Origin of the sequence: Alkalihalophilus lindianensis (assembly GCF_032843265.1) — a bacterium.
GTDB classification, from domain to species: domain Bacteria; phylum Bacillota; class Bacilli; order Bacillales; family Bacillaceae_D; genus Alkalihalophilus; species Alkalihalophilus lindianensis.
The window spans coordinates 91,989-105,606 of the sequence record NZ_JAWJBA010000006.1 but is presented as its reverse complement, the minus strand read 5'-3'; the positions used below and the strand labels follow the sequence as shown (position 1 = coordinate 105,606).

Below are 13,618 nucleotides of genomic sequence, written 5' to 3'. Positions count from 1 at the left end.
TAATAACATGAATTTATTAAGTATACGTTCTATAGTCTACCAAAGTTTCCAAAAGAAAGAAGCAAGGAAAATAATTTCCTTGCTTCCACATACTTTACTCTGTTTCTTCCCCGTTCTCAGCTACATCCCTAGTTTTCGCAACTTATTATTCCAAAGCTGTTCGTAAAATAAAAGCCGTTGCTCGAGTAAAGAAACTAAAATCGTTCCTACTGATTTTTCATTGATAAATCACCCACTACTTCTTCCAGTTCTTTCTCTAGGGCTTTCTTGTCTAGATTTTCTCCAATAAAGACTAGAACAGATTCAACATTTACACTTTGTTTGACCCTCTCAAAGGTTGGATGACCGTATGAGTAATTAAATAAGTAGATACCTGGGGTTTCCGCAAGTTGAATAAAACCTTTCACCCTAAGGATGGATTGGTTGCTTTTTTCTAACCATTCATTTAATTTGATTCGATCAATTGAATGATTTATCGGGATTGCACAGGTTTGAAGGTGTAGATGTTCAATATCCGTCTCTTTATCTTTCGTATTTTTTTGTGTCAACTGTTCTGAAAGACCCCCATCTAATAACGCGCAATCCATTTCTGAGTAATGCGTTGAAAGAATCTTCGCCTGTCCATTTGTTTTTTTGATTGAATCTCTTACAGACATTAGGCCACTTTCGTTTATTTGATCGATTTTGTTAATCAATACAATATCAGCGAATTTAACTTGGTGCTGTAATAACTTCTTCAACATATTGCTCAGTTTCTGCTCGTACCATTGTTTTGCATTCACAACCGTGATTACTGCTTTTATCTCAAGTTTATCCACTAATAATGGATGAGTGCAGGCATCTAGCACGTCTAGAGGATGAGCAGCCCCAGTTGCCTCAATAAAGATCACATCAAGATCATGCTCCTCTGTTAACTCTTTTAATTGGACACCTAATTCGCCCTGCATCGTGCAACAAATACACCCATTTAGCATTTCTTTTAACGGTACATTTGCAGGTACACTAGCTGAATCAATGCTTATATGTCCTAATTCATTCATTAAGACGGCAATCGAGCGCTCTTTTTTCTTTTCATGCTCGATTAGCTTTTTTAATAATGTACTTTTTCCACTGCCAAGAAAACCACTAAGTATGACAAGCTCTATCTTTGAAGCATTCAAAATTGTAACTCCTTCCCTGTTGCTACTTACTTTTTCCAATTATATGACTCGACATCAGCTAATACTTTATCAAGGGCTTGCCATGCCATTAGTGCACAATTATGTCGTGCTCTCAATTTATGGACTCCTTCAAGCGATAAAGCATCCCCAAGATCAATCTCTTCATGTGCTTGTTTCCCATCTCGTATCAGTTGCTCAAATTCGTTACGGAGACAACTTACAGTCGTTATATCTTTATTTTTTATTAACTCCGTCATTATAGAGGATGAAGCCATACTGATGCTACAGCCTTCTCCTTCAAATGAGACGTCTTGTAGTTGCTCATCATCAATAACTACGTATAGAGTAATGACATCTCCACATGTCGGGTTTTTGTAATGGATTTTTCTCACATCTTCCCCTTCAAGAACACCTGTATTACGTCTGTATTTTGCATGGTCCATCACGACTTTTCGGTAAAGATCTTGTAGCATAAGCTCACTTCCTTTCATGTAGCTTTATAATAAATCGTAATAATTACGATTTAAATAGTATACTTCATTTTCTTTAATCAATAAAGCCCCTCTATCATGATCCGAAGTGCAGATCCCACCCTTACCCCCTCAGCCGCAGCAGAGAGTGGCATAACTATAAAGTTTTCTTCTTTAATCGCTGTGACAGCTGTTAACGCTGGGTGACGCATTAATTGCTCTATTTTTTCTTCAGCTGTTGTCTCACCGTAGTCCATAACGACAATGACTTCCGGGTCACGTTCCACCACTTCTTCAAAACTCACTTCTCCCCAATTTTTATCAAGATCCTTAAAGATATTGGTTGCACCAGCCATCGTTATAATTTCATTTAAAAAATTACGGCCTACTGTAAGCGGTGCGGTTTCACCACTATCAAAGACAAAAATACGCTTACTCGCTTCACTCACAGGGATTTCTTTTTGAAGACTAGTGAGCTCTTGCTCAATAGAATTAATTAATTCCTCTCCACGCTCTTCCACGTCAAAAATCTTTGCTACATTTCGAATATCCTGAAAAATATCATCCATTTCTGGACCTACTAATGTAGAGGATTGGTGCAAATATGCTTGGACTCCAATGGCTGCTAATTGTTCTACCGTTCCAATATTATCTTCACGAAATGCACTGCCCCATCCTGCATAAGCAAAGTTTGGCTCCTTATCTAAGAAAACTTCTTGTGAAGGATATTGGTCAGCAATCACTGGAATGCCATCATACGCTTCCTTAAATTCTGGTAATACCTCATCATCAAGATAAGCTGTGCCCACCATACGTTCTTCTAACCCAAGCGCAAGCATAACTTCTGTAACATGTTGATTAAGTGAAATAGCTCGTGTCGGGACTTCTGTAAAGGTAAGAGTATGATCCCCGTTCTCTATCTCCACTACTTGATCAAGTTCTTTTGAATTCGTTTCTTCTCCGCTTACTAGATGCGCTTCACTACCTCCTGTGCAACCAACCAATAGCAAACTAAATAGACCAATCCCTAATACTTTTAGCTTTTTATTCACAACTTTCCCTCTTTCTTATTAATCTATTAAACTCAATAACCTTAGTTTTGAAGAAATTGTTTAAATCTTTGATACCTAACATCCTCACTCATCCCATCTGAAATATACATCAGATGAACTTTATTCGTTTCTGGATGTGATAGAACCTTCGCTTTCACTTGAAATACGTCTTGTAATAACTCTTCAGTTAATACTTGTTTAGGAGTTCCATTAGTTACTAGATTTCCATCTTTCATGACAAAAAGCTTATCACAATAAGCTGCAGCTAAATTTAAATCGTGTAGGGCAGTAAGTATAGTAACATTTGATGCTCGAATAACATCTAACATATGTAGCTGATGGTGAATATCTAGATGATTGGTTGGCTCGTCTAATACAAGAAAAGAAGCGTCTTGCGCAAATGCTCGGGCAATTAACACTCGTTGCTTCTCTCCTCCTGATAAGGTCGGAAAGCTTCGTTCCTCATATCCTGTTAGCCCAACTTTTGATAAGGCTTCAGTAGTCTTTTCTAAGTCTTGTGCTGTCTCTCTTTCAAAGTAGTTCTTATGGGGACTTCTTCCCATTAAGACAATTTCTTTTACTGAGAAATCAAAAGGCACAGACCCCTCTTGACTAACTACTGCCAAACGCTGTGAGAATACTCGATGAGAGAGATGTTGAATATTTTCTTGGTCTAAGGAAATTAACCCAGCATCTGGTTCAAGAATTCGGTAAATTGTTTTAAGTAAAGTTGATTTCCCGCTTCCATTTGGTCCGATTATACCTACAAAGTCTCCTTCTTGAATACATAGATTTACAGACTCAATAATCTTCTTCTGGTCGATTGTCGTTGTAAGTTCTTCAACTTTCAATTTCATTCCGTCCCACCTGCCCCAAAGGAATATGTTCTGCGTCTTAGCAGCCAAATAAAGAAAGGTCCACCACATAATGCCGTAATAATACCAATTGGTAATTCTTGCGGCGCAACAATCGTTCTCGCTACGAAATCAGCCCAGATCAGAAAGATTGCGCCAACCAAAGCACTCATAGGCAATACATGACGATGATCGGCTCCAACGATCAACCTAACCGTATGTGGTACCATTAAGCCAATAAATCCTATTGCGCCGCTAACTGAAACAACCACTCCAGTTAATAACGCTGTTAGTAAGAGTAATAGTTTTTTAAAGAAATTACTATTCAACCCTAAAGTTGTAGCCGTATCTTCGCCCATTAACATTAAATTAAGAGGCCTTGCTAGAAAAAACAGGATCGCAACCCCTATTGATAAACTTAAAAAGGGAATAAGTAATTGATCCCATTTTGCACCAGCTATACTTCCCATCATCCAAAACATAGCATTTCTTATTCCTTCTTCTCTTGGTGCAGAAATGACAATATAACTTGTCACTGCTGAAAGCATCATTGATACAGCAATCCCCGCAAGTAATAGCCTTACTGTAGAGATCCTTCCATTTACTTGAGCCACTAGAAAGACAAGTAGTACAGATAATAACGCTCCTATAAAAGCTGCGGAGGAAAGAGCATAGTGACCAAAGAATTTAAAAGCTCCAAATATAATGACAAGCGTTGCCCCCACAGATGCCCCGGAGGACACACCTAAAATATATGGATCCGCTAATGAGTTTCGAACTAATGCTTGAATAGCTACACCGACAATTGCTAAACTTGCACCGACAATTGCTGCTAGTATCACCCTTGGAAATCGTATTTCCCAAATAATTTGTGCTTGTGACCTCGTCCAATCATTAATTAGATAAGGTTCGAGAAGTGGCAATTTAGACAACGCAATTTTCCAAACAATAGAAGGTGAAATGGTAATCGGTCCTAGCATAATAGCGAAGGTCATCGTAGCAAGAAGACCTAGTAAAAGGAGGGGATATATAATTTTATGAAGTTTACCCTTTTTAGTAGTAGGTTCTACTACGGATTTAAGAGTTCTCTGATTGCATTTCTTTTCTATAGTTTTCATCACTCTATTACGACCTCATCATCATTTTTGACATATATAGATCAGCCTAGAAGAGTGGTTTTCATCGTATGGTGTCCCATCATAATGACCAAGCGTATGAATGACTTTTAAGCCGTTTTTCTCTAACATCATTTTCAATTGCTCACTTGAATAGAGTTTCACCCGCTCCTCATATGTTCTGCGAGAACTATGATCTTCAATTCTAATTTTTTTCACGACTGTATCATTTTCAATTGTGCGATATTGAAAGATAGAAGTCTCCTCAATGACTTCTTTAGAAAAGGGAATGAGATTCTGTTTAATAAATGCCGGATTTAAATAATCAAATAGAAAATACCCATCTTCCTTTAAAGCCTTGTAGACATTTTTTAATACTTGCTCGTTTTCAATATCCTCTTGAAAATATCCAAAGCTAGTAAACAAGTTCGCAACAAGATCAAACTCCTCATCAAAATCAATATTCCGCATGTCACTTTGAATATAATGAATATCCCTACTCTGTTGGTATTTTTCAGCTTCATTTAACAGCGTACTTGATAAATCAACACCAGTAACTTGTAACCCATTTTCCCAAAACCAACGACTATGTCTTCCTGCACCACAACATAAATCTAATATTTTTTGGTCTTTATGATAAGGGATAAAACTCATCAAACTTTTAAGCTCCGATTGAGCTCGTGCATCATTCCGATGTTTATAGATCAATAAATAATCTTCATTAAAATGCTCTTTATACCAATATTCCATTAATAATCCCCCCTACTCATTTTATAAATCGTAATGATTACGATTTATAAAATAGATCTTACCATTAACTCTGTTCCTTGAAAATAGCTAGCGTAAATAAAAACTGATCAGAGTGATAAAAAGGGCTACTGGCGTAACCCTTTTAGTCATTAACCAACAATACACTCATTAAATTGCTTCTCAAGCTCTACTTTATCTAAGTTACGGCCGATGAAGACGAGCTCTGTTTTTCTCGTTTCTCCTTCTTGCCATTTGCGATCTGGTCTTCCGGAAAAGAGCATATGCAGCCCTTGGAAGACAATCCGTTCTTTCCTATTTTCTACATATAGAATCCCCTTATAGCGAAGAAGATCTTCCCCTTTTTCTTGGACGAGGTAACTCATCCATTTATCAACTTTAGTCATATCAAGTGGTCGTTCTTCTTGAAAAGCAATCGATGAGACTCGGTCATCATGATGATGATGGTGATCATCAAGAAAATGAGGATTTACATTTAATTTATGATCAATATTGAATGTGTTGATATTAAGAATGTCTCCTAAAGATACTTGGCAATGTTCGACAAAAAGGCGCTTGGCGGTAGGGTTCATTTGACTTACCCTAGCTTCAATTTGCTTAAGGTCGTTCTCATTCACAAGATCTGTTTTATTAAAAACAATCACGTCAGCAAAGGCAATCTGTTCTTGTGCTTCATCTTTTTTATTTAGGTGTTTTGAAATATGCTTACTATCAATTACGGTGACAATACTATCAACTTCAAATGCTTCAGATAAAACCTCATCAACAAAAAAGGTTTGAGCAACAGGTGCTGGGTCGGCTAGGCCGGTCGTTTCAATGAGGATTTGATCAAACGAAACGTTCCCTTGTTCCATAGAATAAATGAGAGTGCGTAAAATTCGAATTAAGTCCCCTCTCACTGTACAACAAATACAGCCATTGTTCATTTCCACAATTTCCTCTTCAGAATCTACTACTAGTTGGTTATCAATGCCTACTTCACCGTATTCATTCACTATTACAGCAACTTTCTTACTATGCTTTTCTGTTAAAATTCGATTAAGTAATGTTGTTTTACCTGCACCCAGATAACCCGTTAATATGGTGACTGGAATCTTTTTTCGCTTTTGAAATACCAAATCTAACACCCTCTTAAAATTGTTTAGAAACTTTTTCTACTTTTGACCGATTCTTAGCAATGCCCGTTGAAATTCCTTCTTGACGTTTAAACCCCTCACCTGCAAATGTGTGACTTACTTTACCGGTCATGTCCCGGTTTAGAATAAGTGAGTTCACGAATGCATTTGCATCCTCAGGTACTAAATTCTTGTACCATTCACCGGAAGGGTAAACAACAGCCACACAACGATCATCACAACGTCCATTACAACGTGTTCTCGTTGTATGTATTACATCATCTAACTCTCTTTTCGATATCTCGTTCCTAATTGCTTGAGTGACCTCTTCTGCTCCCCAATTATTACAGCTTCCTCCGTTGCAAAATAAAACATGATGCCTTGTCGTACTTAAATCCCATGTCGCCATTTGAATCCTCCCTTAATCGTAATCATTACGATTTAATATCTATTTATAACCACTTATGCTAGTAATATAACAACCAACCACTATTAATCGTAATCATTAGGATTAATAAAGTGAAAAAGAAGAGGTGTCAACTAGCTACCGTCCTCTCCTGTAAAAACCTCTAATCAAAAATATTTATTAATCAGATTTAAATAAACATCTAGTTAAACTAGGCAGGTATGCCGATAGTACGAGCGTCCTTGCTAATGTAAACAATAAAAAGGAGATCCATAAACCGTGGTTTTGATAACTTGGAATCAAAAAATAAATAGAGACTAAAAACACCATCATTGAGATGATCAGTGAGTTCCGAACAGGTGCAGCTTCTGTTGCTCCTGAAAAAACTCCATTAAGCTGTAAACCCCAAGCTGCTAACACCGGGAAGAGAACAACCCACACTAGATACTGACTAAGTAATACTTGTACCTCCACTATTGAAGTAAAGAACGGCCATATTAATGGAGAGGACACTAAGACAATTAATGAGGTAGCTACAGTGATTAAGGAGCCCCATTTAAATGATTGTTTAAGTGTCTGCCGGTAAAGAGATTCACTTTTCTCTCCTACTGACCTTCCAACTAGAATACTATTCGCATTGGCAAAACCATCTAAACAATACGCCATCATAAAGTGAAGCTGAAAAAGGATTGCATTTGCAGCTAGGAGTGTATCACCCATTTGTGCACCTTTAGATGTAAATAAGGTGAATACTACGAGCAAGCAAACAGTGCGGATAAATAAATCACGATTCACTTTAACCATTTTCATGAAAATCGTCTTTTCCCATAACGCTCTCCACTCAATCGGTATTCTTTTGATTACATTCAGTTTATAAAGAAGTATGATCCCAACAACAGCAGCACCTATTTCCGCTATCAGACTTGCAGTGGCTACACCTGCTACACCAAATTTCAGACCATGAACAAAAAATAAATTCAAGAAGATGTTGCATACATTCATACCGACTTGTAGATAAAGAGACATTCGAACGTGAGAAGACCCAATGAGCCAACCTAAAATGACATAATTGACCAAAGCAAACGGTGCTCCATAAATACGAATATCGACATAGATCATAGCTTGTTCAGCTACACTTGCTGTGGGTTGAATAAGCTGCATGGCGATTATTTTAATCGGATCTTGTAAAACGATAAATAGGAGACCAAATAAAACTGCAATTAATAATGGGCGTATAAACGAATAAAATAATTCTTTTTCGTTACACGCTCCGTATGCTTGAGCGGTAAATCCAGATGTGCTGACTCGTAAAAATCCAAGGACCCAATATAATGTGTTAAAAAGCAAGCTCCCTACAGCCACTCCCCCTATATAAGCCGGATCAGGAAGATGCCCTACCACGGCTGTATCTACTGCTCCAAGTAATGGGGTTGTCATAGTGGAAATGGTTAAAGGAATGGCCAGTGTGAGGTACTGTTTATTCGATAGAGAAGGTTGACCAGAAAGTGCCGGAGCTTGTTGTTGATGACCCATTTCACACGCTCCTTTCACTTATAACTTGCTGCTTTGATTAATATTTTGGTATATGGGTGCCGTTCATTTGAATAAATGTCATCTATCAGAAACTCATCTACCTTTTCTCCGTCTTTTAATACTATGATTCTTTCACACATAAACACGACCGCACGTATATCATGGGAAATAAATACGATGGACATCTGGTTTTTTTGTTGTAATTCTTTTAGTAATAATAGAATTTGCTTTTGGACCGTCACATCAAGACTAGAAGTAGGTTCATCGCATATTAACAATTTTGGACTTAGACTGATGGCCCTTGCGATGCCCACACGTTGCTTTTGTCCTCCACTTAAATCATCCGGAAACGCTTGAAGATATTGTTGATCTAACCCGACCATATTAAGTAAAACCTTTGCGATTTCGAGTGCGGAGTCCGGAGATTTATCTAGATAACGAGGCTTTAATTTCTTAAAGTTTTCAAGCGGTTCAATCACACTTTTCCATATCGGCAACTTTGGATTTAGAACACTTGTTGCATCTTGAAACACCATTTGAACATGCTGGCGAAAATACGCTTTTTCTTTTTTATTTTGTAGAGATACTGTTGATCCGAGAATAGAGAGATCCCCCTGATCCTTCCTTTCTAAGCCGACAAGCAATTTTGCAAGAGTGCTTTTCCCACTGCCACTCTCTCCAATAACCCCTACACATTCACCTTCTTGAACAGATAACGAGAACTGCTTAAGCGCTTTGACATTTCGTTCGTATGTTTTAGATACGTCTGTTAATTCAATGATGTTCATAGATCAACGACTCTCCTTGCAGACGTTTCTCTTTGTTTATCTGGCAAGGGTAGTAAAGAGGCGTAAAGAGACTTTGTGTATGCATGAGTAGGCAATCTTCTAATTTCCTTTGTTGGTCCCTCTTCTACAATTTCTCCTTGTGACATCACATAGAGCCTATCTGTGCGTTTGAACGCTTGAGTGAGGTCATGAGTAATCATTAATACACCACAATTGGTCATTCTTCTAATCATGTCTATATAATTCATCACTTTTTCTCCATTAATGACATCTAGAGCCGTTGTCACTTCATCACAAATAATGAATGATGGTTGCAAGGCCATGATAGTAGCAACCGCAGCACGTTGCACTTGCCCTCCACTAAGTTGAAAGGGATAGCTGTTGTAAATTCGTTCTTCAGGCAAATCCATATGGCCAAGCATGTCGAATGCTTTTTGTTTCGCCACTTTTTTACTTAATGAACTGTGGCTCTGAATTGTCTCCACCATTTGTTTCCCAATTTTTATATAAGGGGTAAAGCTCCCTCTATAATCCTGAGAGATGATGGCCATCTGTTTGCCAAGTAGGCTGTAACGCTGTTTTTTGGATTGAGTCAACACATTCGTTTCTTTAAACATAATTGACCCTTCAGATACCTTTACTGACTCAGGCAATAGTCCGAGAATCGCTTTTGCAGTTAGGCTCTTCCCACTACCACTTTCTCCAATCAGACCTACAATCTCTCCTCTAGCGACCTTAAGGTTAATCCCTTTTATGAGGGACAACTCACTTTTTTGAATTTTCCTAGTGATTTCGAGATTATGTATTTCTAGTAATGGTACATTCATCATGACTCACCCCTTTTCCTTGTATCCATGTACTCTTTCACACCGTCCCCTAAAAGATTGAAACATAGTACAGTAGCCATTATAGCTAAACCTGGATAGATCATTAAGGATGCATGGACTTGAAAGTACCCTCGTCCGTCATTTAATAAAGCTCCCCATTCAGGAATAGGAGGCTGGGCCCCAACCCCGATATAAGAAAGTGTCGAGATAATTAAAATCACTTTTCCAACATCAATCGCCGCCATAGCGATCACATCAGGGATAATTTGTGGCCACAAATGCCTGCGAATGATTTTACCTGTGCTTGAATTAGAAATCTTCGCAGCGAGGATAAACTCTTTTTCTTTTTCTGCCATAACAAGTCCTCTTACAACCCTGGCATAAACAATCCATTTAACAAGGACCATCGCAATGACAATATTGGTTAAACTTGGACCTAATATACCAGCGATGGCAATCGCTAAAATAAAGTCAGGAAAAACAATAATTCCATCTACGATCCTCATGAAAAAGGCATCTAACTTGCCGCCGATATAACCAGAGACTAATCCAATGGGAACACCAATCAATAAGGCCAGAAAGATAGCGAATAATCCCAATCCAACAGTTAACCTTCCACCATATAAGATTCTTGAAAAGAGGTCTCGCCCTAACTGATCTGTCCCCAATATATGACTCATAGATGCAGACTGTAAACGATTCGTCATGTCAATTTGAAAAGGGTCATGAGCCACAATGATCGGACCAAGAATCAACATGATCAAAAGAATCACTGTTAAAAACAAGCTGATTGTTAGAGTAGGACATTGGATCAAACGGTGTTTTGCTTGGTAGATACTCTCCATTTAATGCGCTTCCTTTCACTGTTTCATCTGCGGGTTGACCACTGTATAAATAAAATCCACCATCATATTCGTCACAACTACGAGCAGCCCCACTACTAAGATGTAACCTTGAATGACGGGATAATCTCTTTGCATGATTGCATCAACAATCAACTGACCCATCCCAGGCCATGAAAAAATGATCTCGACCACGGTGATTCCACCAAGTAGACTTCCGATCGAAAGACCAAATAAGGTGAGAATCGGGATCAAACTTCCTCTAAATGTATGAAACCAAAAAATACGTGATCGAGAAATGCCGCGGGCCATCGCAGCTTCGATATAGGAACTAGTTTGAATACCGATTAGCCGTTCTCTTAAGAGGCGTATATACATGGGTGCCATTGCAATTCCTAGTGTGATGGATGGAAGTATATAATGAGCAAGCGTCCCTTTTCCTGATACAGGTAGAACGTTTAATTTTAGTGAAAAAAAGTAAATTAAAAGTAACCCTAACCAAAAACTTGGAATCGAAGACCCTATAAATGCAAGTATTCTACTCATATAATCTGGCCACTTATTTTCGTAAATAGCACCGAGCATTCCGAGTGGGATCGATATCAATAGGAGGACCACTAAACCTCCAAAAGCAAGAGCCAAGGTTGCGGGTAACCGACTGAAAATCATTTGTGAAACTGACTTCTTAGTAATTAGTGATTCACCTAAATCAAATTGCATGACATTCCACAGCCACTGACCATACTGAATATATATGGGCTGATCAAAGCCAAACTCTTCAAGAAGAACGGCTTCATCCGTGGTCGATGTCACCATCTCATCTACTTTTAAAATGGTCCTAATTGGATCTCCTGGTGTAACCTTCATTAATAGAAACGTTATAAATGAGAGTACGAGAATCATGATGACAAGTTGCAACAATCGATTGAATGCTACTTTTAAAAGAGTTCGGGTGAGGGTTCCCATATAAAATAAATGTCCCTCCTTTCATATTAATAGCGAAGTAGAAAAGTGAAAGCACCGAGAATCGATGCTTCCACTTTTTATTCCTTTACGTCCATCTCATTGGTAATTAAATAGTATTCTTCAGAACCAGGCTCCCAATTGGTTACACGTTCATTCACTCCGACAATAATATGGGGATGCAAAATGAACGATTGAGGCACTTCTTTTTGAATGATCTCTACAGCTTGTTGTTGTAGATCCTCACGTTTCTCTTGATCAATTGTTTGATTGATTTGTTCGGTTAACTCATTTAATTCAGTGATATCGATTTGTCCTGGATTCAGTGAGCCATCAGGTAAGTAGGCGACATTCAAAAAGTATCCCCCGTCTCCTCTAGGTGCTGTTAAGTTACTGTATGTAACGAGATCCCACTCATCTTGCTGCTCAAATAAATAACTATCAATGTTCTCAATTGTCACTATATCAAGCTGAATCCCAATGCTTGATGCTTCAGCTTGTAAATATTGCGCCATTAACGGTAGCTCCGGACGCCCTTGATAGGTCGCAATCGTTAAAGATAATGGCTCTCCATCCTTTTCAAGGATGCCATTTTCATTCATCTCAAAACCAGCATCATTCAGTAATTCCTTCGCTTGTTCTGGATCATATTCTTCGGGGTCATTTTGACTTGCAAAAGCAAAATCAGGATTAAATGGTCCGGTTGCAGCTGTTGCATGACCGCTCATAATCTCATCTACCATAACAGGACGATTTGTAATAAGGTCTAACGCCTTTCTCACATTCTGATCCTGCAATAAAGGCTTAGATTGGTTATAAAGGACAAAATGCGCACGCAAACTCGGAACAGACTCTACTCGTAGGTCGTCACTACTCTCAATGGGCTCTAATGCTTCTGGAGGTAAATGATAAGCAATATCTACCTCATTTGACTGTAAGCTTAATGCGCGAACATTTGCATCAGAATTAAAGGTGATGTTTACCTTATCTAAGTTAGCTGCCCCGTCCCAATACTCCTCATAACGCTCTAATTCAACCTTTGATTCAGGAGTAAACGATTTAACTTTAAATGGGCCGGTTGCGATTGGTTGTTCGGTCATATCATCCATATCAACTTTCACAATAGATGCGTTTGTATGTACGAGCTCTGATAAGAAGGCAGGGAAGGTCTCCTCTGTCTGAAAAGTGACAGTTTGTCCTTCTGCTTCAATTGATTCAATTTTCAACATCGAATTAACAGAATCATTCACTTCAAGTAATCGCTCAAAGGAAGCTTTAACCGCCTCACCATCTACTTTTGTTCCATCATGAAACGTTACATGATCACGAATCGTAAATTCCCAAGTATTATCATTCACTTGTTCATACGACTCAGCTAACCATGGCTCAATTTCTAGCTCTTCATTGATTTTAACGAGCGTTTCTGCAATTCCAGCACGAACTCCCATCCAATCGTAATGTGGATCGAGAGTGGAGGATGGGAAACTAAATAGTAATGATAGTGATTTTTCTGCGTTCTCACTAATTTCCCTTTCATTTTTTATCGCTGCTTCTTCATTAGTTGAGCACCCTACAAGCGCTAGCGTACACAATAAAACAATTAAGGTATACCAAGTGATTTTATTCATATTCTATTAATCTCCCTTTCTACTGATTCAAATCGTAATTATTACGATTATATGAACAAGGAAGTGCAAAAGTCAATAATTAAATAAGAATGATTCC

At 38.3% G+C, this 13,618-nt stretch carries 14 protein-coding genes; all 14 read right to left on the bottom strand.

From position 1 onward, the window contains the following. Positions 1 to 206 precede the first annotated feature (206 nt). The 14 genes from RYX56_RS16675 to nikA all read right to left on the bottom strand — a co-directional run bounded on the left by RYX56_RS16675 (position 207) and on the right by nikA (position 13,521). Complete coding sequence (locus RYX56_RS16675) at positions 207 to 1,160, bottom strand: CobW family GTP-binding protein (RefSeq protein ID WP_317123175.1); 954 nt, start codon at positions 1,158 to 1,160, stop codon at positions 207 to 209. A gap of 26 nt (positions 1,161 to 1,186) precedes the next feature. Beyond that, the gene (gene sufU / locus RYX56_RS16670; protein WP_317123174.1) at positions 1,187 to 1,633 is read right to left on the bottom strand and encodes a Fe-S cluster assembly sulfur transfer protein SufU; all 447 of its coding nucleotides are present in this window, start codon (positions 1,631 to 1,633) and stop codon (positions 1,187 to 1,189) included. 77 nt (positions 1,634 to 1,710) lie between these two features. Further along, complete coding sequence (locus RYX56_RS16665) at positions 1,711 to 2,682, bottom strand: ABC transporter substrate-binding protein (protein WP_317123173.1); 972 nt, start codon at positions 2,680 to 2,682, stop codon at positions 1,711 to 1,713. A 41-nt stretch (positions 2,683 to 2,723) separates the two neighbouring features. After that, positions 2,724 to 3,539 carry an ABC transporter ATP-binding protein gene (locus RYX56_RS16660; protein ID WP_317123172.1) on the bottom strand — a complete coding sequence of 272 codons (816 nt, stop codon included), beginning with the start codon at positions 3,537 to 3,539 and terminating at the stop codon, positions 2,724 to 2,726. Continuing rightward, positions 3,536 to 4,531, bottom strand: a complete 996-nt coding sequence (locus tag RYX56_RS16655; RefSeq protein WP_317123331.1) for a FecCD family ABC transporter permease — start codon at positions 4,529 to 4,531, stop codon at positions 3,536 to 3,538. The genes RYX56_RS16660 and RYX56_RS16655 overlap by 4 nt, the downstream gene beginning before the upstream one ends. 144 nt (positions 4,532 to 4,675) lie before the next feature. After that, on the bottom strand, positions 4,676 to 5,401 hold the full coding sequence (locus RYX56_RS16650; RefSeq protein ID WP_317123171.1) for a class I SAM-dependent methyltransferase: 726 nt from the start codon (positions 5,399 to 5,401) through the stop codon (positions 4,676 to 4,678). 149 nt (positions 5,402 to 5,550) lie between these two features. Next, positions 5,551 to 6,537 carry a CobW family GTP-binding protein gene (locus tag RYX56_RS16645; protein WP_317123170.1) on the bottom strand — a complete coding sequence of 329 codons (987 nt, stop codon included), beginning with the start codon at positions 6,535 to 6,537 and terminating at the stop codon, positions 5,551 to 5,553. A gap of 13 nt (positions 6,538 to 6,550) precedes the next feature. Then, on the bottom strand, positions 6,551 to 6,943 hold the full coding sequence (locus RYX56_RS16640) for a (2Fe-2S) ferredoxin domain-containing protein (RefSeq protein WP_317123169.1): 393 nt from the start codon (positions 6,941 to 6,943) through the stop codon (positions 6,551 to 6,553). A gap of 177 nt (positions 6,944 to 7,120) precedes the next feature. Further along, entirely contained in the window at positions 7,121 to 8,473 is a 1,353-nt protein-coding gene (locus tag RYX56_RS16635; protein WP_317123168.1) for an MATE family efflux transporter, read from the bottom strand. A gap of 14 nt (positions 8,474 to 8,487) precedes the next feature. Continuing rightward, positions 8,488 to 9,261 (bottom strand): ABC transporter ATP-binding protein, encoded by a 774-nt coding sequence (locus RYX56_RS16630; RefSeq protein WP_317123167.1) that lies wholly within the window; start codon positions 9,259 to 9,261, stop codon positions 8,488 to 8,490. After that, entirely contained in the window at positions 9,258 to 10,091 is an 834-nt protein-coding gene (locus RYX56_RS16625; protein ID WP_317123166.1) for an ATP-binding cassette domain-containing protein, read from the bottom strand. Before RYX56_RS16625 ends, RYX56_RS16630 begins: the two co-directional genes overlap by 4 nt. After that, positions 10,088 to 10,933 (bottom strand): nickel transporter permease, encoded by an 846-nt coding sequence (nikC, locus tag RYX56_RS16620; protein ID WP_317123165.1) that lies wholly within the window; start codon positions 10,931 to 10,933, stop codon positions 10,088 to 10,090. The genes RYX56_RS16625 and nikC overlap by 4 nt, the downstream gene beginning before the upstream one ends. A 15-nt stretch (positions 10,934 to 10,948) precedes the next feature. Continuing rightward, the gene (gene nikB / locus RYX56_RS16615) at positions 10,949 to 11,896 is read right to left on the bottom strand and encodes a nickel ABC transporter permease (protein WP_317123164.1); all 948 of its coding nucleotides are present in this window, start codon (positions 11,894 to 11,896) and stop codon (positions 10,949 to 10,951) included. A gap of 77 nt (positions 11,897 to 11,973) precedes the next feature. Beyond that, positions 11,974 to 13,521 (bottom strand): nickel ABC transporter substrate-binding protein, encoded by a 1,548-nt coding sequence (nikA, locus tag RYX56_RS16610; protein ID WP_317123163.1) that lies wholly within the window; start codon positions 13,519 to 13,521, stop codon positions 11,974 to 11,976. Between the last annotated feature and the right edge of the window lie 97 nt (positions 13,522 to 13,618).

Excerpts from the sequence above, each read along its gene's own strand:
- sufU (WP_317123174.1), bottom strand. The coding sequence starts at position 1,633 with ATGCTACAAGATCTTTACCGAAAAGTCGTGATGGACCATGCAAAATAC.
- RYX56_RS16660 (WP_317123172.1), bottom strand. The coding sequence starts at position 3,539 with ATGAAATTGAAAGTTGAAGAACTTACAACGACAATCGACCAGAAGAAG.
- RYX56_RS16655 (WP_317123331.1), bottom strand. The coding sequence starts at position 4,531 with ATGACCTTCGCTATTATGCTAGGACCGATTACCATTTCACCTTCTATT.
- RYX56_RS16650 (WP_317123171.1), bottom strand. The coding sequence starts at position 5,401 with ATGGAATATTGGTATAAAGAGCATTTTAATGAAGATTATTTATTGATC.
- RYX56_RS16640 (WP_317123169.1), bottom strand. The coding sequence starts at position 6,943 with ATGGCGACATGGGATTTAAGTACGACAAGGCATCATGTTTTATTTTGC.
- RYX56_RS16635 (WP_317123168.1), bottom strand. The coding sequence starts at position 8,473 with ATGGGTCATCAACAACAAGCTCCGGCACTTTCTGGTCAACCTTCTCTA.
- RYX56_RS16630 (WP_317123167.1), bottom strand. The coding sequence starts at position 9,261 with ATGAACATCATTGAATTAACAGACGTATCTAAAACATACGAACGAAAT.
- RYX56_RS16625 (WP_317123166.1), bottom strand. The coding sequence starts at position 10,091 with ATGATGAATGTACCATTACTAGAAATACATAATCTCGAAATCACTAGG.
- nikC (WP_317123165.1), bottom strand. The coding sequence starts at position 10,933 with ATGGAGAGTATCTACCAAGCAAAACACCGTTTGATCCAATGTCCTACT.
- nikB (WP_317123164.1), bottom strand. The coding sequence starts at position 11,896 with ATGGGAACCCTCACCCGAACTCTTTTAAAAGTAGCATTCAATCGATTG.
- nikA (WP_317123163.1), bottom strand. The coding sequence starts at position 13,521 with ATGAATAAAATCACTTGGTATACCTTAATTGTTTTATTGTGTACGCTA.